At 69.3% G+C, this 19086-nt stretch carries 17 protein-coding genes and 3 tRNA genes; 15 read left to right on the top strand and 5 right to left on the bottom strand.

What is annotated here, in order from left to right; translation table 11 throughout:
• The first annotated feature begins 38 nt into the window (after window positions 1–38).
• From dnaG to AC3ZJJ_RS09430, 3 genes are all read left to right on the top strand, one after another.
• Window positions 39–2057: a DNA primase gene (dnaG, locus tag AC3ZJJ_RS09440; protein WP_489891569.1), complete on the top strand. Its 2019-nt coding sequence runs from the start codon at window positions 39–41 to the stop codon at window positions 2055–2057.
• A 63-nt stretch (window positions 2058–2120) separates the two neighbouring features.
• Window positions 2121–2196, top strand: a tRNA-Asn gene (locus AC3ZJJ_RS09435).
• Between the two features lie 67 nt (window positions 2197–2263).
• On the top strand, window positions 2264–3733 hold the full coding sequence (locus AC3ZJJ_RS09430; RefSeq protein ID WP_489891568.1) for a lipase maturation factor family protein: 1470 nt from the start codon (window positions 2264–2266) through the stop codon (window positions 3731–3733).
• 6 nt (window positions 3734–3739) lie between these two features.
• On the opposite strand, the gene AC3ZJJ_RS09425 is transcribed toward AC3ZJJ_RS09430, so the two are convergent.
• Genes AC3ZJJ_RS09425 through AC3ZJJ_RS09410 form a run of 4 tightly spaced genes read right to left on the bottom strand, consistent with a single transcriptional unit; the run spans window position 3740 to window position 7937 of the window.
• Window positions 3740–4798: an alanine racemase gene (locus AC3ZJJ_RS09425; RefSeq protein WP_489891567.1), complete on the bottom strand. Its 1059-nt coding sequence runs from the start codon at window positions 4796–4798 to the stop codon at window positions 3740–3742.
• Window positions 4795–6249 (bottom strand): tripartite tricarboxylate transporter permease, encoded by a 1455-nt coding sequence (locus AC3ZJJ_RS09420; protein ID WP_489895771.1) that lies wholly within the window; start codon window positions 6247–6249, stop codon window positions 4795–4797. The genes AC3ZJJ_RS09425 and AC3ZJJ_RS09420 overlap by 4 nt, the downstream gene beginning before the upstream one ends.
• A 51-nt stretch (window positions 6250–6300) precedes the next feature.
• Window positions 6301–6891 (bottom strand): tripartite tricarboxylate transporter TctB family protein, encoded by a 591-nt coding sequence (locus tag AC3ZJJ_RS09415; RefSeq protein WP_489891566.1) that lies wholly within the window; start codon window positions 6889–6891, stop codon window positions 6301–6303.
• Window positions 6888–7937, bottom strand: a complete 1050-nt coding sequence (locus AC3ZJJ_RS09410; RefSeq protein WP_489891565.1) for a Bug family tripartite tricarboxylate transporter substrate binding protein — start codon at window positions 7935–7937, stop codon at window positions 6888–6890. Before AC3ZJJ_RS09410 ends, AC3ZJJ_RS09415 begins: the two co-directional genes overlap by 4 nt.
• A gap of 170 nt (window positions 7938–8107) precedes the next feature.
• Here AC3ZJJ_RS09410 and AC3ZJJ_RS09405 point away from each other — a divergent pair, with 170 nt between their 5' ends.
• From AC3ZJJ_RS09405 to AC3ZJJ_RS09365, 9 genes are all read left to right on the top strand, one after another.
• Window positions 8108–8470, top strand: coding sequence for a universal stress protein (locus tag AC3ZJJ_RS09405; RefSeq protein ID WP_489891564.1), 363 nt, complete (start codon window positions 8108–8110; stop codon window positions 8468–8470).
• Complete coding sequence (locus AC3ZJJ_RS09400; RefSeq protein WP_489891563.1) at window positions 8471–9748, top strand: MFS transporter; 1278 nt, start codon at window positions 8471–8473, stop codon at window positions 9746–9748.
• A gap of 69 nt (window positions 9749–9817) precedes the next feature.
• A tRNA-Asn gene (locus tag AC3ZJJ_RS09395) sits at window positions 9818–9890 on the top strand.
• Window positions 9891–10109: 219 nt separating this feature from the next.
• Window positions 10110–10898, top strand: coding sequence for a phage holin family protein (locus AC3ZJJ_RS09390; RefSeq protein ID WP_489891562.1), 789 nt, complete (start codon window positions 10110–10112; stop codon window positions 10896–10898).
• Between the two features lie 58 nt (window positions 10899–10956).
• Entirely contained in the window at window positions 10957–11577 is a 621-nt protein-coding gene (locus AC3ZJJ_RS09385; RefSeq protein ID WP_489891561.1) for a CDP-alcohol phosphatidyltransferase family protein, read from the top strand.
• On the top strand, window positions 11565–12473 hold the full coding sequence (locus tag AC3ZJJ_RS09380; RefSeq protein WP_489891560.1) for a DMT family transporter: 909 nt from the start codon (window positions 11565–11567) through the stop codon (window positions 12471–12473). Before AC3ZJJ_RS09385 ends, AC3ZJJ_RS09380 begins: the two co-directional genes overlap by 13 nt.
• A gap of 63 nt (window positions 12474–12536) precedes the next feature.
• Complete coding sequence (locus AC3ZJJ_RS09375) at window positions 12537–13730, top strand: glycosyltransferase (RefSeq protein ID WP_489891559.1); 1194 nt, start codon at window positions 12537–12539, stop codon at window positions 13728–13730.
• Between the two features lie 70 nt (window positions 13731–13800).
• Window positions 13801–13874 (top strand) — tRNA-Ile (locus AC3ZJJ_RS09370).
• A gap of 96 nt (window positions 13875–13970) precedes the next feature.
• Complete coding sequence (locus AC3ZJJ_RS09365) at window positions 13971–15164, top strand: glycosyltransferase (protein ID WP_489891558.1); 1194 nt, start codon at window positions 13971–13973, stop codon at window positions 15162–15164.
• Here the strand turns inward: AC3ZJJ_RS09365 and AC3ZJJ_RS09360 are convergent.
• On the bottom strand, window positions 15161–15787 hold the full coding sequence (locus AC3ZJJ_RS09360) for a M23 family metallopeptidase (protein WP_489891557.1): 627 nt from the start codon (window positions 15785–15787) through the stop codon (window positions 15161–15163). The genes AC3ZJJ_RS09365 and AC3ZJJ_RS09360 overlap by 4 nt on opposite strands.
• A 459-nt stretch (window positions 15788–16246) precedes the next feature.
• Between AC3ZJJ_RS09360 and rpsB the strand changes: the two genes are divergently transcribed.
• The 3 genes from rpsB (at window position 16247) to pyrH (ending at window position 18996) form a co-directional block, all read left to right on the top strand.
• Window positions 16247–17137: a 30S ribosomal protein S2 gene (rpsB, locus tag AC3ZJJ_RS09355; protein ID WP_489891556.1), complete on the top strand. Its 891-nt coding sequence runs from the start codon at window positions 16247–16249 to the stop codon at window positions 17135–17137.
• 114 nt (window positions 17138–17251) lie between these two features.
• Entirely contained in the window at window positions 17252–18091 is an 840-nt protein-coding gene (tsf, locus tag AC3ZJJ_RS09350) for a translation elongation factor Ts (RefSeq protein WP_489891555.1), read from the top strand.
• Window positions 18092–18243: 152 nt separating this feature from the next.
• Window positions 18244–18996 carry a UMP kinase gene (gene pyrH / locus AC3ZJJ_RS09345; protein WP_489891554.1) on the top strand — a complete coding sequence of 251 codons (753 nt, stop codon included), beginning with the start codon at window positions 18244–18246 and terminating at the stop codon, window positions 18994–18996.
• The last annotated feature ends 90 nt before the right edge of the window (window positions 18997–19086 follow it).

Below are 19086 nucleotides of genomic sequence, written 5' to 3'. Positions count from 1 at the left end.
CGTCCGAAGCGTCGGCGGCGCCAACTAGACTGGATGGCATGGCCGGCCTGATCAAACGCGAAGACATCGATGAGGTCCGCTCCCGCACGGACATCAAGGAAGTCGTCGACGGCTACGTCACGCTGCGCTCCGCCGGCGTCGGCTCGTACAAGGGACTGTGCCCCTTCCACGACGAGCGAAGCCCCAGCTTCCACGTCCGGCCGCAGGTGGGCACGTTCCACTGTTTCGGTTGCGGCGAGAGCGGCGACGTCATCGCCTTCATCCAGAAAATGGACCACACCACCTTCAGCGAAACGGTCGAGCGGCTGGCCGGCCGCATTGGATTCGAACTCCGCTACGAGGACGGCGGCCACGGCCCCAACAAGCAGGAGGTCGGCCGCCGCCAGCGCCTGCTCGACGCCCACAAGATCGCCGAGGAGTTTTTCCGCGCCCAGCTCGCCGGCCAAGAGGCCGAAACCGGCCGACGCTTCCTCGCGGAGCGCGGTTTCGACGAGACGGCGTCCGCCCATTTTGGGGTCGGCTATGCGCCGAAGGGCTGGGACGCGCTCCTGAAGCACCTGCGCCACAAGGGTTTCCAGGAGGAGGAACTCAAGCTCACCGGCATGTTCTCCGAGGGAAACCGCGGCATCTACGACCGCTTCCGCGGCCGGCTGATCTGGCCCATCCGCGACCTGAGCGGGGCCACCATCGGATTCGGTGCACGCAAGCTCTACGAGGACGACCAGGGGCCCAAGTACCTCAACACCCCGGAGACCCAGCTCTACAAGAAGTCCCAGGTGCTCTACGGGGTGGACCTCGCCAAGCGGGAGATCACCAAGAACCGCCAGCTGGTTGTCGTCGAGGGCTACACGGACGTGATGGCGTGCCATTTGTCAGGCGTCGGAACGGCCGTGGCGACCTGCGGGACATCGTTCGGCACGGATCACATCAAGATTGCCCGGCGTCTGCTTCAGGACGACGGCACCGGGGGAGAGGTGGTCTATACCTTCGACGGTGACGCGGCCGGCCAAAAGGCGGCGCTGCGGGCCTTCGAGGAGGACCAGCGGTTTACCGCCCAGACCTACGTGGCCGTCGAGCCCACCGGCGCCGACCCCTGCGAGCTGCGCCAGCGGCGTGGCCCGGAGGCCGTGCGGGAGCTCATCGCCTCCAAGCGCCCGCTGTTCGAGTTCGCCATCAAGGTGGGTCTCAAGCGCTTCGACCTCAACACGGTGGAGGGCCGCGTCCAGGCCCTGCGCGCCTCCGCGCCCATCATTTCCGCCATCCGGGACTCCGCCATGCGGACGGCCTATGCCCGCGAGTTGGCGGGTTGGCTCGGGATGGACATGGACGACGTCAACCGTTCCATCGGCGCGGCGGCCAAACGTCTGCGCGACGGCGGGGACGGGGCGCCCGGCGCGGGCGGCGGTCGGCACGACGGTGATCGGCGCGACGCCGGAAGGCCGCAGCAGGGCGACGGCCAGCGCCGCGGCGGCGACGGTCACCGGCAGGACACGCGCCAAGGGCAGTACCGCGACCATGGCCGCGAGCAGGAACCGCGGCAATCCGCCGGGAACCAGCAGGAGCAGCCGGCCCAGGAACCCGGGTTCGCGCGGCCGGACCCCCGCGACCCGGTTGCGCGTATGGAACGCGAATCGCTCGAGGTCGTCCTCCAGCAGCCCGGCATGCTCTCGCCGGAACAGTGGCAGGCGTTCTATGACGCGCGCTTTATGGCGCCGGTGCACGTCCTGATCCACAACGCCATCCGGGCGGCCGGCGCGTCCGGGGCGACCCCGTCCCAATGGGTCGAATCGATCCGCCAGGAAGTGCCGGAACCGGTCCGCGGATTCGTTTCCGAACTGGCCGTGATGCCCCTGCCGGCCAATTCGGAAGAGGCGCTGGCACGGTACTGCCGGGACATCATGAACCGACTGTTCGAGCTGCAGATCACGCACCTGAAGGCGGAGAAGATCGGGCAACTGCAGCGGATGGACCCGGCGGAGGATCCCGCCGTCTTCCAGCGGATCAACCGCGAGCTGATGGAACTCGAGCTGCGCCGCCGGTCGCTCCGGGCGGAATAGGCGCCGCGCGTCCCGCGATTTAGTCCACGCGCCACCGCTCTTGTATAGTCGTACCTGTTGCTTTCCCCCGTAGCTCAATTGGCAGAGCATTCGACTGTTAATCGAAGGGTTACTGGTTCGAGTCCAGTCGGGGGAGCCAAAACCGCAGGTCCCCGTCCTCGCTTGAGGGCGGGGACCTGCGTGTTTCCACCGTCGGGTGCGCGTCCATGGCCGCCGGCGTCGGCCGGACCTACCATGGGCGTGTGGAGTGGCTGTCCGGCACCGAGTTCGAGTTCGCGCGGCAGGTTCTGCAGCGCGGCGTCGCCGCCCTCTACGTCGTTGCGTTCGCCTCGACGCTGAACCAATTCCGCGTCCTTTGCGGCGACCACGGACTGCTGCCGGTGCCCGAACTGCTCGCCCGCGGTGGCGCCCGGGGTCCCACGATCTTCCGCAGGTGGGGCTATTCGGACCGGAAGCTGGCGCTGCTCTGCGTTGGGGGGATTGTCGTAGCGTCCACGCTGGTGGTCGGCTTGCCGCAACAGGGCCCCCCCTGGCTTCCGCTGGCGGCGTTCCTTCTCCTGTGGGGCGACTACATGTCGATCGTGAACGTCGGCCAGACCTTCTACGGTTTCGGCTGGGAGATGCTGCTGCTCGAGGCCGGGTTCACCGTGGGGCTGCTCGGTTCGCAGCAGGTCCCGCCACCGGCTCCGCTGCTGGTGCTGACCGCATGGCTGGTGTTTCGGTTGGAGTTCGGGGCAGGAATGATCAAGTGGCGGGGCGACCCCGCGTGGCGCAACCTGACGGCGCTCTACTACCACCACGAGACCCAGCCGATGCCCGGCCCCCTGAGCCGGCGCGCACATCTGATGCCCAAGTGGTGGCACCGGGCCGAGGTCGCCGGCAACCATGTGACCCAGATGGTGGTTCCGTTCCTCCTTTTCCTGCCGCAACCCACGGCCTCGGTAGCCGCGGCCGTCATCGTCTTCACGCAACTGTGGCTGGTGGCCACCGGCAACTTTGCGTGGCTGAACTGGATCACGATCGTCCTGGCGTTCTGTGGGGTCGGCGATGACGTGGTGCACAGGCTCGTCCCCGGGATACACGCCGACTTGGGCTCGCCCGCCGCGGCCCCGCTGTGGTGGAACGTCCTTGTCCTGGCAGCATCGCTCCTGATCGTCGTCGCGAGCGTCCCGGCCGCGGGCAACCTGTTCTCCAGCCGTCAACTCATGAACGCAAGTTTCAACCGTTGGCAGTTGGGCAACGCCTACGGGGCCTTCGGCACAGTGACGCGGGAGCGTGTCGAGATCGTGGTCGAGGGCACGCTGGACGACGCGTCCTCGCCGGACGCGCAGTGGCGCGAGTACGAGTTCAAGGGCAAGCCCGGGGAGCTCGGATACCGCCCGCGGCAGTTCGCCCCGTACCACCTGCGGCTTGATTGGCTGATGTGGTTTCTGCCGCTCGGCTCGGTCCATCAGCGCTGGTTCTACGCGTTCCTCGGCAAACTCTTGGCAGCGGATCCTCCCACCCTGCGGCTGCTGCGACGAGACCCCTTCGGCGGCGCCCCGCCGCGGTTTGTGCGGGTGTGGTCGTACCGCTACCGGTTCGCCACACGGGAGCAACACCGGGAAACTGGTGCCTACTGGGTCCGCGACCGGGCCCGCCTGGTGATCCCGGCCGCGGCGGCGCGCGGCGCGTGAACCGGGCTACGAGTTCCGGCCCCGGGCGTGGACCGTCCACACGGAGTCGTAGCCGTCCTCCACCGCGACGAGCTCGTCGACGAGGTTCACCGCGTTGCACACGTGATTCGGAATGAGCGACAGCCGTGTGCCCAGCGGTGGAACGGGGCCGTCCCACTCGATCGTCGCGTGGTGCTCGGAGAGGGCCACCACCCGAGCCCCCGGGTGGCCCGCGACGCGACCGTAGCCGGTCGTCCAGTCGGGCCGGTCGGCTCCGAGCACCTTGCTGCCCGCGTCGGCCACCACGTGGTTGCCGCGCACATCGACGACGGTCGAGGCCGCGGACAGTGCCACGGATGCCTCTGGGCAGGAGCCGCTCTCCAGCTGTTGCGCATCGTTGAAGACGTACACCCCGGGCCGCAGCTCGCTGGCGGCCCCCGAGCCGCTGTGCAACACCGTGGGGGTGGATCCACCGCTCAGGACCGGACACTCCAGCCCCTCCGCCGCGAGAGAGGCCGCCGCCGCCGTCAGCGCGGAGTCCTCGTCCACGGCCGCGGCCGCCGCCCTGCCGGGTCCGTACCCGTGGCCCGGGAACGTGAAGACGCCGTCGACCCGCAGTCCGGCGCCGCGCGCGGCCGCGGCGACGCGCCCGGCCTCCTCCGGCGTCGTGCCGCTGCGGTGGTGGCCGCTGTCGACTTCGATGCGTACGCCCAGCCGGCCGGCGTCCCCGCCCAGCGCCTCTCCCAGACGCAGCGCCGCCGCCACCGAGGCCACGCCCACGCTCATCCGGGCGCCATCCAGCAGGGTCCGCAGCCGCCGCGCCTTGGCCTCGTCGACCCACAGCGGGTAGGCGACGAATAGGTCCGTGAAGCCGCCGCGGGCGAAGACCTCCGCCTCGCCGAGCGTCGCCACCGTCAGCCCCACGGCCCCGGCCTCCAGCTGGAGGCGCGCGATGTCCAGGCTCTTGTGCGTCTTCGCGTGCGGCCGCAGCGAGACCCCCGCCCTGTCGGCGAAGGACGCCATGGCCTCGATGTTGCGCCTGAGGACCGCCGCGTCGACGGCCAGGTAGGGCGTGGAGCGCGTCACGTGTCCCGCCTCTCCCGGGCCCGGATCCGCCCGCCGACGGAGATCGCGAGCGCGAGGACCAGCAGCAGGTAGATGACGATCGGGATGGGGCCGTCGACGAACACCCCATAGTCCTGGTTGGAGCTCATCAGCGCGTCCCGCATGCTCGTCTCCGCCAGCGGACCCAACACCATGCCGATCATCAGGGGCGCCAGGGGCACCCCGAAGCGGCGCATGGCGAACCCCAGGAGGGCGATGCCCAGCAGCATCAGCAGGTCGAAGGTGGAGCCCGAGGTGGCGTACACGCCCAGCCCGCAGAACACCGTAATGCCACCGTAGAGGTAGGGCCTGGGGATCGACAGGAGCTTGGCCCACAGCGGCGCGAACGGAAGGTTCAGGATCAGCAGCACCACCATGGCGATGAAGAAGCTGGCGAGCAGGGCCCACACCAGGTCGGGTGCGCGGTCGAACAGCAGCGGACCGGGCTGCAGGCCGTACTGCTGGAAGGCGGCCAACATGATCGCCGCCGTGGCGGAGACCGGCAGGCCGAGCGCCAGCAGCGCGCCCATGGCGGTGCCGGTGGTCGCGTTGCCCGCGGCCTCCGGCGCCGCAAGGCCGCGGATGGCGCCCTTGCCGAAGCGCGGCTCCTTGCGTCGACGGTCGAGCTGCCGCTCCAGCCCGTAGGCGACAAACGTGGGGACCTCGGCCCCTCCGGCGGGAATGACGCCGAACGGAAGGCCGATGCCGGTGCCGCGCAGCCACGCCGGGAGGGCCTCGCGGAACTCGGCGCGGGAGAGGAAGGGCCGGCCCGATGCCTTGATCGCGCGGGTCGTCGGGTCACGGCGGATGCGCGAGGCAATGTGCAGCACTTCGCCCAGCGCCAGCACGGCCACCGTCACGGTCACCAGCGAGATGCCGTCGAAGAGCTGGGGGACGCCGAAGCTGAAGCGCTCGGCGCCGGAGGTTTGGTCGATCCCCACGACGGCGATGCCGAGTCCGAGGACCAGCGACGACAGCCCCTTGAGCACGGAGTCCGCCACAACCGAGGACGTCGCCACGAAGGCGAAGAGCGCGAGCGCGAAGAACTCCTGTGGGCCGAAGTTCGCCGAGAAGTCGGCCAGCGCCGGGGCCAGGAAAACGACGACCACGCAGGCGATCATGCCGCCGATGAAGGCGCCGATGGCCGCCGTCGCCAGTGCCTGGGGCGCGCGTCCGGCACGGGCCATGCGGTGGCCCTCGAAGGTGGAGGCGATCGATGACGCCTGGCCCGGCGTGTTCATGAGGATCGCCATGGTGGAGTCCCCGAACAGGCCGCCGAAGTAGACCCCGGCGAACATGATGAACGCCCCGGTCGGATCCAGCGCGAAGGTCATCGGCAGGAGCAGGGCGACCGCCATGGAGGAACCGAGGCCAGGGAGCACGCCCACGGCGGTCCCCAACAGGCAGCCGACCACCACCCAAAGCAGGTTCATGGGCGTCAGTGCCAGAGTGAAGCCCTCGAGAAGGCTGTTGACGGCATCCACCTAGAACACACCCCCGAGCAGTCCCGAGGGGAGGCTGAGGCCCAGTCCGACGTCGAACGCGAGGTACACGAAGCTGCTGAGCACCAGGCCCAGGCTCACGTCGAACAGGGTGCGGCGGCTTCCGATGCCGTGCGCCACGCACCAGAACAGCAGCGCCGCGGCGAGGATCCAACCCAGGGGCTCGAGCAGGAGGGCGAAGGCGAGGAAGCCTCCGGCGCTCCAGCCCACGGCGTACCAGTCGGAAAAGGTCCGGTACGGGACGCGCGCGGCGGCCTCGGCCGCCCGCCGCTCGTCGGGGCTGGCGGCGTCGTCCTCGGTGAAGGTCGCGGGCTCCGCCGGCTCCGGGGTGCGGATGTAGGACACGGCCAGAAGCGCCGCGAGGGCGTACCCGGCAAGCATGATCAGGGTGGGGAAAAACGCGGGGCCCGGTGGGTCGGCGCCGTCGGGCACCACCATGGTGTTGATGCCGACCAACAGGTACGTGGAGAAGGCCGCCATGATGAGCGCCAGCAGGAGCCCGCTTCGGCCGTGCCACCAGCCGTGGGCGGTGGAGCCGGTGGCATCCGCGGTGTGTGTCCGTGTGTGGCTCACAGGTCCAACTCCTCGAGTAGTGCGGCGATGGACGCCTGGTCCTGTCTGATGAACTCGGCGAACTCGTCGCCGGTCATAAAGGAGTCGGTCCACTGGTTCCTGGCCAACGCGTCGCGCCATTCCGCAGTCTGGACGGTCTCCGTGACCATGGCCTGGAGTTCGGCGAACTGCTCGTCGGTGATGCCCGGCGCCGCGAGCATGCCGCGCCAGTTGGCCATTTCGACGTCGTACCCCTGCTCGCTGAGCGTGGGGATGTCCACGCCGTCCAGGCGTTCGGGGCTGGAGACGCCCAGCGCCCTGATCCGGCCCGCGGCGATCTGGTCTGAGAACTCGTTGTACCCGGACACGGCCGCCTTGGCGGTGTCCGAGGAGATGGTCTGGATCGCCTCGCCCCCGGAGGTCTTGGGGATGTAGGTGATCTCGGCGGGGTCGATGCCGGCCTCCAGGGCGAGCTTGGCGATGATGAGGTGGTCGATCGATCCCACCGAGCCGCCCGTCCAGGGGAACGAGGCGGGGTCCTTGGCCCACGCCTCGACGAGCTCGTCCAGCGTGTTGTAGGGAGAGCTGGCGGGAACGACGATCGCGTCGTAGTCGTCGGAGAGCCGCGCGAGCGGCCGGACGTCCCCAAGGTCCACGGGAGAGTCGTTCAGCTCGATACCGCCGAGCATGACGGAACCGGTGGCCAGCAGCGTGTCCGCCTGCCCGGTCATCGTGGAGAACCTTCCCAGCCCGATGGTGCCGCCGGCGCCCGGGATGTTGACGACCTGCGCGTTGTTCACGATCCCGTTCACCCGCATGGCGGCCTGCTGCTCGCGGGTGAATCCGTCCCAGCCGCCACCGGCGCCCGCGGGGGCGATCAGCGTGAGATTGCTGCGGAGGTCCGCGCCCGCGGTCGCCGACTGGATGGAGAAGAACGTGGCCGTGCCGACCACCAGCGCGGCCACGACGCCGTACGCGACCATCCCGGCTCCGGGGCCCTTGCGTGTGGGCGGGCCGCCCTCGGGATCCGGCGGGCCGCCGCCCGGGTTGGACGAGTCCTGGGACATGGCCACCGCCTCCTTGTGGTTCGTGCTCGGCGGGACGCCGCCTGTAGGAACAAACGTAACGAGTGTCACTTTCAAAACCTAGTGGCCGCGGCCAATGGCGAAGCGCGTGTCACCTGGGACTAGTCTGTTAGCGAACGGGCCGGAGCCCACTCGACGGAAGGACACACACGATGTCGGTACTGGTGGCACGCAGCGGAAGCGCCGAAGGGGCTGCGGCGGTCGCCGCCGCGGTGGCGGAGGCCCACCGCCGCGGCGAGGCCCTCGTGGTGTTCGACCTCGAGAAGGACGCGCCCACGGACTACCCGGACCAGATCGACGGCGTGGCCGTCACGTATCGGGCGCCGGATCCGCGGAGCCGCGACGCGGCCGGGGACCTCCTGGACCTCGCGGAGGCGGAGGGCGTCTCGACCATCGTGATCGGCATCAAGCACCGCAGCCCCGTGGGCAAGCTGCTGCTCGGTTCGAATGCCCAGGAGATCCTGCTCGGGGCGTCCGTGCCGGTCATCGCGGTCAAAGCTTCCAGGAACGCCTAGTTGGCGGAGGGACGCGGGCGTCGGCTGCGCTGGCTATGGCTGCTGATCGGTTCCGCGGTCCTCACGCAGTCCACGCTCAACCTGGTCCGCCCCATGACCAGCTACAAGCTCCTGGAGCTTGGCGCCGACGCGACGATCGTCGGGGCGGTCACCGCCGCCTACGCGATACTGCCGCTGTTCCTCGCGGTCTGGCTGGGGAAGGTGAGCGATCGGCTTCCGTCGCTGAGGATCCTGCTGGCGGGGGGAGCCGTGTTGCTGGCCGGCGGCGCGGGCCTCCTGGCCGCGGGAACCACCCTGTGGGCGCTGGCCGTCGGCAGCGCTGTCCTGGGCATCGGCCACCTGATGTACACGATCGCCGGACAGAGTGCCGTGGCCCGCTATTCCCGCGAGAGCGAGCTCGACGCCGGATTCGGGTGGTTCACTGCCGCCTTCGCGGCCGGTCAGCTGATCGGCCCCCTGGCCGGTGGCCTGATCGTGGGCACGGCCGAACTCGGCGCGCCGGAACGGCTGACGAGCATCAACGTTGCCCTGTTGTTGGGGGCCGCGCTCTCCATCCTGGCGGTGCCGCTGATGATCGCCAGGCCGCGCCTGCCCGACGCGGGGGACGCGCGCCCGAACCCTGTGAGGCGGCGCGGGCAGGCGCCGCTGCGCGGCAGCGCGACGGGGACGCGCGATGCTCCGTCCGGAGACGCGGGCCGGCCCAGCGTCGCGAAGATCCTCCGTATTCCCGGCATCCCCTCCCACATGCTGGCGAGCCTGGCCCTGCTGGCGATGATCGACATCCTTGTGGCCTTCCTCCCGGTGGTGGGGGAGCGCGCGGGCGTCGCGCCGGTCTGGATCGGCGCGCTGCTGGCGGTGCGGGGCGGCGCCACGATCCTCTCCCGCGTGTTTCTCCCCGCCCTGTCGCGGCGCTGGCGCCGCCAACCGCTGGTCCTTGTCAGCCTCTTTGGCGCCGGCACAGCCCTGGCAATTCCCCCGCTGGTGATCGAGCAGGTGTGGCTCGCCGCCGTGTGCCTCGCCGTCGGCGGCTTCTGTCTGGGGCTGGGCCAGCCGCTGACCATGACACTGGTCTCCCAGTCCGTGCCGACTCCGTGGCGCGGATCGGCACTGGCCGTGCGCCTGATGGGCAACCGGCTGGGTCAGGTGGCCATGCCCCTGCTGGCGGGTGTCGCCGCGGCGCCCCTCGGCCCGGCGGGCGCCATCTGGTTCAGCTGCGCGGTCCTCGCGGTCTCCGGCATCGAGAAGCTCTCGCCCGGGCATCGTGGCCGCGGCGGCTGACGCCCCGTTCGGGTGGCCGAGCGGATTTCAGGATCGGCGGGCGCCCTGCTACAGTTTTACTCGCTTCAATCCCCCGTAGCTCAATTGGCAGAGCATTCGACTGTTAATCGAAGGGTTACTGGTTCGAGTCCAGTCGGGGGAGCGCAAACGAAGGGGCCCCGCCGCAAGGCGGGGCCCCTTTTGCATTCCCTTGGCGGCCCCAGTGCCGTACGGTGCCGAACCCCGGCGCAGGACGCCGCCGCTTGGCGTGACCAGTGTTCGCGCGGCCGTGCAACGCCTTTCGGCTGGGGCTGCGGGACAAGGCATGATGGTAGTTTTGGAGTGCATTGGCCCGTCCGGGCCGGACAGGATGGAGGCCACCATGGCAACAAGCACATCTGAACGACGCCCGTCGTCTTTGGCGGGATTGGCCAGGGTCGCCGGCAGGTTGGTCCCCAAGCAGCTCAACGACGAGATCCAGCTCGCGGTCGCCCAAATGAAGGCCAAGGGCATCCAGGTCGGCATTGCCGCCGCCGTCGCCGCCGTGGCCCTCGTCTTTGTGGCGCTTCTCGTGGTCGCGCTTCTTGTCGCGGCGATCCTCGCCCTCGGCCTGGTGGTGGAGCCGTGGCTCGCCGCCCTGCTCGTGGCGGCGCTCTTCCTGGTCCTGGCCGCCATCCTCGGACTGATCGGGTATTCCCGCGTCAAGAAGGCCCTGCCCCTGGTACCGGAGGACGCCATGCGCGGCCTCAAGTACGACCTGGGCATCCTGAAGGAGGGATCCTCCTTCGACCCGGCGACGCTGGACGAGGAAAAGCCCAAGGAAGAGAAGCCCAAAACGGACAAGGACAAGGAGGCGGAGGTCAAGACCCCGCCGGTTCCCTACGACGAGCTTCTCCACCGCTCCCAGCTCCGTCGCGACCACCTCGCAGAGCTGCGGGACCGCATCGGCCCCAAGCTCGACGTCAAGGCGCGGGCCACCACCGGCCTGCACCGCGCCGCATCCTTTGCCGAGGCCAAAAAAGAGCGGGCCGCCTCCACGCTGGCCAGCACGGCGGGCCCGGCCGGAGACGACGCCGCCCGCCTGCTGCGCGAGAAGTGGCAGCCACTGGCCGTGATGGGCGCGTCGCTCGTCGCGCTGGTGGCCTTCGTGCGCCAGCTCGTCAAGCGCTAGGGCCTGCGGCACAAACGGGGGAACGCCGAGTCGTGGGAACCAGGGAAAGGGGGAGCCGGTGAGGTTCATCGGCGCCGGCCGGCGCGACGACGTCGCCTACCGCGTACTCGACACGTTCTGGACCGTCCCGAACCTGATCACCGTCGGGCGCTTCCTGCTGGTCCCCGTCTTTGTGTGGCTGGTCGCCGTCCACGAGTACGGATGGGCGACCGTCACGCTGGTGGTGCTCGGCACCACGGACTGGGTGGACGGCTACTTGGCACGCAGGCTCAACCAGATCTCAACGGTCGGGACGTGGCTCGATCCGGTCGCCGACCGGCTCGCGCTGATCGTTGTCGTGGCCACGTTCGTCATCGCCGGCATCGCGCCCGCGTGGCTCGTGTACGCCATCGTCGTTCCGGACATCCTGCTGATCATCAACGCGCTGGTCCTCTTCGGCGGCAGCCCCAACCTGCCGGTGAGCAACGTCGGCAAGATCCGCACCGCTCTTCTGCTGGTGGGTACGCCGTTCCTGCTCCTGGGACGCGTCGACGGCATCGAGTCGCCGGCCGTCGGCATGGCCGCCACGGTGATCCTCGCCGGAGGGTGCCTGCTGCACGTGATTGCGGCCGTCGGCTACTTCGTGGCCGCCCGCCGCAAGTCGGCGGCCCTGCGCGCAGGGAAAACATGGTCTGGGTAGCGGTCCTTTGCGCGGTGGTCGCCGCGTTCTTCCTGGCCTTCGGAACCCAGCGCCAAGGTGGTGCCGTCCGCGCCAGCAGCGGCGGCCTGAACGTCAGCTCGCGGGGCATGCTGCGGCTGCTGCGTAACCCCCGGTGGGTCTTCGGCCTCGTGTTGATGGTCATCGGCATGGTCCTGAACGTCTACGCGCTGGCGACCGCACCGCTGACGGTGGTCCAACCGATCGGCGCCATCGCCCTGGTCATCACCACCGTGGTGAATGCGCGCGAACAGAAGATCCGCATCAACCGGCCGACCGTCCTGGCCATCACGGCCTGCATGGCCGGCAGCATCGGGTTCGTCCTGCTTGCCATCAACGTCACCGCGGAGAACCACGGGGTGACGGTCCGCCAGGAGCTCGCCACCGTGATGCTGCTCGCCGCCGTCGTCGCCGCGTTCGGCGGCATCTCCACCATCTTCCGGCACCGGGTCAACGCATTCTTCTACATCATGGGAGCGGGGATCCTCTTCGGTTTCGTGGCCGTGCTGGTCCGCACGATCGCCATCGCCCTGATGGACCCGAACGGCCGCTTCCTTGCGAACGTCTCCTGGTACGTGGTGCTGGCGGTGGCCGTGGCCGGGCTCCTCGGGACCTACTTCGTTCAGAACGCCTACTCCAGCGGCCCGCCGGACCTGGTCATCGCGGGGCTGACCGTTGTGGACCCCATCGTGGGCATCGCGATCGGCATCGGCATCCTGGGGGAACTCCAACCCGACGTGCACCCCGTCATCGCGATGTCCATGGCGGGAGCGGCAACCGTTGCTATCGTGGGGGTGATTGCCCTTTCGCGGCACCACCCGGACGTCCTGCAACGGCAGGAGGAGGCGCGCCGCAAGCAGGGCGCCGCCGGTTCCTAGGGCCGGTGCCGCGCCCATCGCGGCCGTCCGTCCCCATGCGCTACTACGAGGAGTTCCCCCCACGTGACCGGTGAACAGCCACTGAAGATCCTGATCGCCGCGGACACGTATCCTCCGGACGTCAACGGTGCGTCGGTGTTTTGCCATCGGCTGGCCACGGCGATGGCCAAGCGAGGCCACGAGGTGCACGTTGTGGCGGCCGGCGGCACGTCCGGCCCGGGCTACACCGAGCGGCTGCCCGAAGCCACGGTCCACCGCCTGCGCTCGCACGCGGTGCCGACCCACGAGACCTACCGCCTCTGCGCCCCCTGGAACGCGAAGCGGGACATCGGCCGAATCCTGGACGAGGTCCAGCCGGACGTCGTCCACGTGCAGTGCCACTACATGGTCGGCCACGCCGCCATCAACGAGGCCAAGCGACGCGGGATCCGGATGGTCGCCACGAACCACTTCATGCCGGAGAACCTGGACCCCTTCCTGCCGTTCCCGAAGTGGTTCAAGCGGGTCATCGCCAAGAATTCGTGGCGGGACATGGGTCGCATCATGGGGCGGGCAGACGTGGTCACGACGCCCACGCCGCTGGCCGCGCGGGCCATGAAGCAGCACGCCAGGCTCGGCAAGGTGCTGCCGTTGTCCAACGGCATCGACTCGGGCCACTACGAGTTGGCCGAGGGGGAGGCCGTGAGCAAGGCCGATTGGCCGGTGGTCCTCTTCGTGGGACGGCTGGCGGTCGAAAAGAACGTGAACGTGCTCATCGACGCGCTCGTCCACAGCGCCACCGTCCCGGCGCCGCACCTCGAGGTCATCGGGGGCGGGGAACAGCGTGACCACTTGGAACGCCACGCGCAGCAGCGTGGCGTCGCCGACCGCGTCCACTTCCGCGGGCACGTCGACGACGGGGAGTTGCGGCGCGCCTACCTGAGGTGCGACGTGTTCTGCCAGCCCGGCACGGCGGAACTGCAGTCCCTCGTGACGCTGGAGGCCCTCTCGGCGTCGCGCCCCGTGCTGCTGGCCAACGCGATGGCCCTGCCGCACCTCGTCGACGACGGCGTAAACGGCTACCTGTTCACGCCGGGCGACGCGGTCGAGCTCGCGGCCAAACTCGATGCCGTCCTTGCCGCCGGGCCCCAGGAACGCGCGGCGATGGGGGAGGCGGGCCACCGCAAGGCGGTCGCGCACAGCCAAGACAAGACCATGGACACCTTCGAGCGTCTCTACCGCGGTGCCGCGGCCGACGAGTTCCTCGCCGCGACGTAGGCGAGGCTGGCCCTCGCGATCCACTAGGATGGCAGATGCCGTCGTGGACGAACGACCGCTACGGCGACGAGGGGCGATAGCTCAGTTGGTTAGAGCAAGGGACTCATAATCCCTGGGTCGTGGGTTCAAGCCCCACTCGCCCTACAAACAGGTGGCGGCTCCGGGCAACGCTCCGGCGCCGCCACCGAGGCATCAGGACCCCCCAAGGCAGTCCGGGGTCGTCGACGAGGGAGGTTCCGCATGTCGCGCTTGCTGCACATCGCGATCTTCGTGGACCAGCACCCCCACACGCTCGGCGGGATGCAGACCTCCGTCCGGCTACAGCGCAAGTTCCTCGAGGCGGCGGGGCACCGGGTCACGATCGTCTCGCCCACCCGGCGCGGCGACGCTTCCTCCGATTCGGCGCTCGTGGGGCTGCCCTCGCTTCCGCTCGGCGCGGGGGAATACGCGTGGACCGTCCCCGGTCGCGCCTCCGACCGCAGCCTGGAACGCCAGTTGGCGGACGGCCCGCCCGTCGACGTGGTGCATGTCCAGGCGGACTTCTGGCAGGCCGTCACCGGCTACCGCTTCGCCGAACGCCACGGACTCCCACTGGTGCACACGATGCACAACCGCCTGGACGTGGGGCTGGAGGCCACCGTGCCCTTTCCGGCGGCCATACAGCGTTTTTTCGGTGCCCTCCAAAAACGGCTCCTCGGCGTGCAGGGTCCCGCCGCGGTCGACGCGTGGGAGTTCCTGCGGAACTTCGCGGCCAACGCGGACGCGGTGACCGCGCCCTCGAGCCACTTTGCGCGCCTGCTCGAGGACCGTGGCGTCTTCGACGCGGTGGACGTCATCCCCAACGGTCTGGACGACGCAGTGGCGGCCGAGTTGTTGGCCACCCCCAAGCCGGCCCGTGCGGGACGCATCAGGTTGGCCTGGATCGGTCGCTTCAGCCCCGAGAAGCGCCTCCTGCCCTTCTTGGAGTCCGTCCGGCGATCGGGCATCGACGCCGAGGTCCACGTCTTCGGCGACGGGGCGGAGCGACGCAGGGCGGAGGCCCAAGCGCGCCGGATCTCCGCGGCGGACATCGTGTTCCGCGGAACCGTCCCGTACCGGGAGATGCTGGCCGAACTCCGGGCGGCGGACGCACTGGTGCAGACTTCCCAGGGTTTCGAGACGCAAGGCATGACGGTCTTCGAGGCCGCCGCCCTCGGCACGCCGACCATCCTCAGCGACCACCGGCTGGCCGCGGACCTGCCCGAGGGCAGCTATTCGCTGACACCCGACGGCACCGTCGACGGACTCGCCACGGCCCTCGGGGAGGCGAACAACCGGCTGCGTTCCGCCGGCTCGGCGCCGATGGATGCCCTGGACGCCACGTCGCTTCTGCAAAGCCGGCACACACGAACCATGGTGGGCGTTTACGCCCGGGCCCTCGGCGCCCGCAACTAGCCTCCGGAGGGGAGAGGAAGCAGGACGGACGGCCTTCGGTCCAAGACCGTATTGAGCGGATCGATGTAGTCGCCGTTCAACCGCAGTCCCCAGTGGACGCACCTGCCGGAGCAATGTCCGCCGGCTTCCACGCTGCCAATGGGCTCGCCGGCGGAGACCGCCGACCCGACCTCCACCAAGGCCGCGACCGGCTCGAAACTGGACACCAGCCCGTCGCCGTGGTTAATGGTCACCACCGGGCGGTCCACCACGGTCCCCGAAAACGCGACCACACCGGCGGCCGGAGCGAACACTTCGCCGCCCCCCGGCGCCTGCAGGTCCGCGCCGCGGTGGCCTGCGAGCCAGCGCTCCGGGGGAGGGTCGAACGGTTCCAGCACCTGCGGACCTCCCGCGCCGGCCGGACCCGTCCCGCCAGCGGCCGTCCCACCACCGGCCGTCCCACCACCCACGGGCCACAGCCAACCGGACGATGACGGAGGCGCAGCCGCTGAGGCCGCCGGCCAGGCAAGCGGGCCGGCCGCCAGCAGCATGCCCAACAGGGCGCCCATCGCTGCCGCGAACGCCGCGGCCCGCGCGTGGGGAATCCGCCGCCGGTGTCCGCGCTCCCTCAGGTTCCGTGCCATCTTCAGACGTCCTTCCCGTGGATCGCGACCCCCGCAGCGGTGTGTGGGCGGGGCCTCAACCCATCGTGGCGCGCGGCGGGTGGCCGCGCCCTACCCCGCTCCCTGCGGGGGAAAAAGCCGCGCCGGCATGGCATGTTCGGGGCAAGTGGGCAGTCCGAAGCGGCCCCGGCGCTGTAGTACACTGGTAACCGCAGTTCTGTGCGTCGATTGTCCATGCCCGGACCAACGGCCACGAAGCTGACTTCGCGCATCGCGCATCCATCCCGCACCGCCCCACGGCGGACCGCGGGATGGACCACGCCGTCCACGGTCCGGAAATCCGGTGGTGGCGGGGGCCGGGAAACCGGCGAACGATGCCAGGGGCGCCACCCATACGGGGTGAATCGCCATCAACCGAAACAACAGGCAGTTACCGCGGCCCCCTGGGGCCGGTCCGCTACTGCCGGAAGGAGTTGCGACATGCCCGTCGTAACCATGCGCCAGCTGCTCGACAGCGGCGTCCACTTTGGCCACCAGACCCGTCGCTGGAACCCGAAGATGAAGCGCTTCATCTTCACCGAGCGCAACGGCATCTACATCATCGACCTTCAGCAGTCGCTGTCCTACATCGACCGCGCCTACGAGTTCACCAAGGCCACCGTGGCCCATGGCGGAACCGTGCTGTTCGTTGGCACCAAGAAGCAGGCCCAGGAAGCAATCGCCGACCAGGCCACCCGCGTGAACCAGCCGTATGTCAACCAGCGTTGGCTCGGTGGCATGCTCACCAACTTCCAGACGGTCGCCAAGCGCGTGCAGCGCATGAAGGAACTCGAAGAGATCAACTTCGACGACGTCGCGGGCTCGGGCCACACCAAGAAGGAACTGCTGCTGCTCCGCCGCGAGCTCACCAAGCTGCAGACCAACCTGGGCGGTATCCGCAACCTGACGAAGACGCCGTCGCTGATCTGGATCGTCGACACCAAGAAGGAACACCTCGCCGTTGACGAGGCCCAGAAGCTTGGCATCCCCGTGGTCGCCATCCTGGACACCAACTGCGATCCGGACGAGGTCGACTTCCCGATCCCGGGCAACGACGACGCCATCCGCTCCGTCAACCTGCTGACCCGCGTCATCGCCGACGCCGTTGCCGAGGGCCTCATCGCCCGCAACAACAAGGCATCGGGCAACACCGACGCCGCGGCCGAGCCGCTGGCCGAGTGGGAGCGCGAACTGCTTGAGGGCAACGCCGAGGCCCCCGCCGCCGAGGCGACGGAAGCACCGGCCACCGAGGCTCCGGCCGAGGAAGCCAAGACCGAAGAGGCTCCGGCAGCCGAGGCCGCCACCGAGGCTCCGGCCGAGGACGCCAAGTAACCATCCGAGTTTCCGGGCCGGCGGGCCACACGGCCCGTCGGCCCGGTCAACCGGACGCGCCCTCCGCGGGCCGTCCGGCCAGACAACTAAGAACCACTAAGAATGGGGTTGCACATGGCGAACTACACCGCCGCTGACATCAAGGCCCTTCGCGAGCGCACCGGCGCTGGCATGATGGACGTCAAGAAGGCACTCGACGAGGCCAACGGCGACGCCGACAAGGCCATGGAACTGATCCGCATCAAGGGCCTCAAGGGCGCCACAAAGCGCGAAGGCCGCTCCACGGCCGAGGGCCTCGTTGCCGCGAAGATCGTCGACGGCAACGTCGGCGTGATGATCGAGGTCAACTGCGAGACCGACTTCGTCGCCAAGAGCGACAAGTTCATCGCCCTGGCCAACAAGGTCCTCGACGTCGCCGTGGCATCCGCCGCCGCCGACATCGAGTCCCTGCTCGCCGCCGACGTCGAGGGTAAGAACCTCGCCGACTACGTCACCGAAGAGGGTGCCGTGCTGGGCGAGAAGGTCGTCGTCCGCCGCCTCGCCCGTATCGAGGGTGGCACCGTCGACGCCTACCTGCACAAGACCTCCAAGGATCTCCCGGCGCAGGTCGGCGTGCTCCTGGCGGTCGACGGATCGGGCGAGGCCGCCACGACGGTCGCGCACGACGTCGCCGTGCACACCGCCGCGATGGCCCCGACCTTCCTCACCCGCGAAGAGGTTCCGGCCGAGACCGTCGAGAACGAACGCCGCATCGCTGACGAGACGGCACGCGCCGAGGGCAAGCCCGAGGCCGCGTTGACGAAGATCGTCGAGGGACGCCTGACCGGCTTCTTCAAGGAGGGCGTCCTCGTGGACCAGTCCTTCGCGAAGGACGCCAAGAAGTCCGTTGGTAAGGTTCTCGAGGAGGCCGGCGTGAAGGCAACGTCCTTCGCCCGCTTCCGCGTGGGAGCCTAGCAACATACGACGGCGGCCGGATTCCGCCCGCCGACGAAGGTAAAGGGGGTGGCCACCACAGGGTGGCCGCCCCTTTTTCCTGTCATTTTCGTTTCAGTCAGCAGCAAAAGCAGCGCACGACGGCGGACCGGCGGTCCGCGACAGGAGTCACCATGGAAGCTACACAGCAGAGCACCAGCGCCACCGATACGCAGGAGCGGTCCCCGCGCCGCCGAGTCCTGCTCAAGCTCTCCGGCGAGGTGTTCGGTGGCGGCAAGCTCGGCGTCGACCCGGTCACCGTGCGCGGCGTGGCGGAGCAGATCGCGCAGACCGTCGGCAAGGTGGAGACCGCCATCGTCGTCGGCGGCGGCAACTTCTTCCGCGGGGCCGAGCTGTCACAATCCGGCATGGACCGGTCGCGCGCCGACTACATGGGCATGCTTGGCACGGTGATGAACTGCCTGGCCCTGCAGGACTTCCTGGAGCAGGCCGGGGTCGAGACCCGCGTCCAGTCCGCCATCAGCATGGCCCAGGTCGCCGAGGCCTACATTCCCCGCCGCGCCATCCGCCACCTCGAGAAGGACCGCGTGGTGATCTTCGGCGCCGGGGCCGGCCTGCCGTACTTCTCCACGGACACCGTCGCCGCCCAGCGTGCGCTGGAAGTGCGCGCCGACGTCGTACTGATGGCCAAGAGCGGCGTGGACGGCGTCTACACGGCGGATCCCAAGAAGGACCCGAACGCCGTGAAGCTCGACCGCCTGACCTACGACGAGGCCCTGATGCAGGACATCCGCGTGATGGACCAGACCGCCATGACCATGTGCAAGGACAACCGCCTCGAGATGATGGTCTTCGGCATGGAGGGCGAGGGCAACGTCACGCGCGCCATCCTCGGGGACGAGATGGGCACGGTCGTCACCGTCTAGTGCCCGTGGCATAGGATGTTTTGAGAGCCAGAGAACCCGCCGGCGGCCTCCGCGAGGCGCCGGACACTAAGGAGAAGCAAGTGATCGACG

The organism is Arthrobacter sp. AOP29-A2-19, assembly GCF_058138025.1.
Note: the sequence above shows the minus strand (reverse complement) of the source record. Positions and strands in the feature narration are given on the sequence as shown.

Excerpts from the sequence above, each read along its gene's own strand:
- AC3ZJJ_RS09405 (WP_489891564.1), top strand. The coding sequence starts at position 8,108 with ATGTCGGTACTGGTGGCACGCAGCGGAAGCGCCGAAGGGGCTGCGGCG.
- dnaG (WP_489891569.1), top strand. The coding sequence starts at position 39 with ATGGCCGGCCTGATCAAACGCGAAGACATCGATGAGGTCCGCTCCCGC.
- pyrH (WP_489891554.1), top strand. The coding sequence starts at position 18,244 with ATGGAAGCTACACAGCAGAGCACCAGCGCCACCGATACGCAGGAGCGG.
- AC3ZJJ_RS09365 (WP_489891558.1), top strand. The coding sequence starts at position 13,971 with ATGTCGCGCTTGCTGCACATCGCGATCTTCGTGGACCAGCACCCCCAC.
- AC3ZJJ_RS09410 (WP_489891565.1), bottom strand. The coding sequence starts at position 7,937 with ATGTCCCAGGACTCGTCCAACCCGGGCGGCGGCCCGCCGGATCCCGAG.
- tsf (WP_489891555.1), top strand. The coding sequence starts at position 17,252 with ATGGCGAACTACACCGCCGCTGACATCAAGGCCCTTCGCGAGCGCACC.
- AC3ZJJ_RS09360 (WP_489891557.1), bottom strand. The coding sequence starts at position 15,787 with ATGGCACGGAACCTGAGGGAGCGCGGACACCGGCGGCGGATTCCCCAC.
- AC3ZJJ_RS09430 (WP_489891568.1), top strand. The coding sequence starts at position 2,264 with ATGGCCGCCGGCGTCGGCCGGACCTACCATGGGCGTGTGGAGTGGCTG.
- AC3ZJJ_RS09420 (WP_489895771.1), bottom strand. The coding sequence starts at position 6,249 with ATGAACCTGCTTTGGGTGGTGGTCGGCTGCCTGTTGGGGACCGCCGTG.
- AC3ZJJ_RS09390 (WP_489891562.1), top strand. The coding sequence starts at position 10,110 with ATGGCAACAAGCACATCTGAACGACGCCCGTCGTCTTTGGCGGGATTG.
- AC3ZJJ_RS09380 (WP_489891560.1), top strand. The coding sequence starts at position 11,565 with ATGGTCTGGGTAGCGGTCCTTTGCGCGGTGGTCGCCGCGTTCTTCCTG.
- rpsB (WP_489891556.1), top strand. The coding sequence starts at position 16,247 with ATGCCCGTCGTAACCATGCGCCAGCTGCTCGACAGCGGCGTCCACTTT.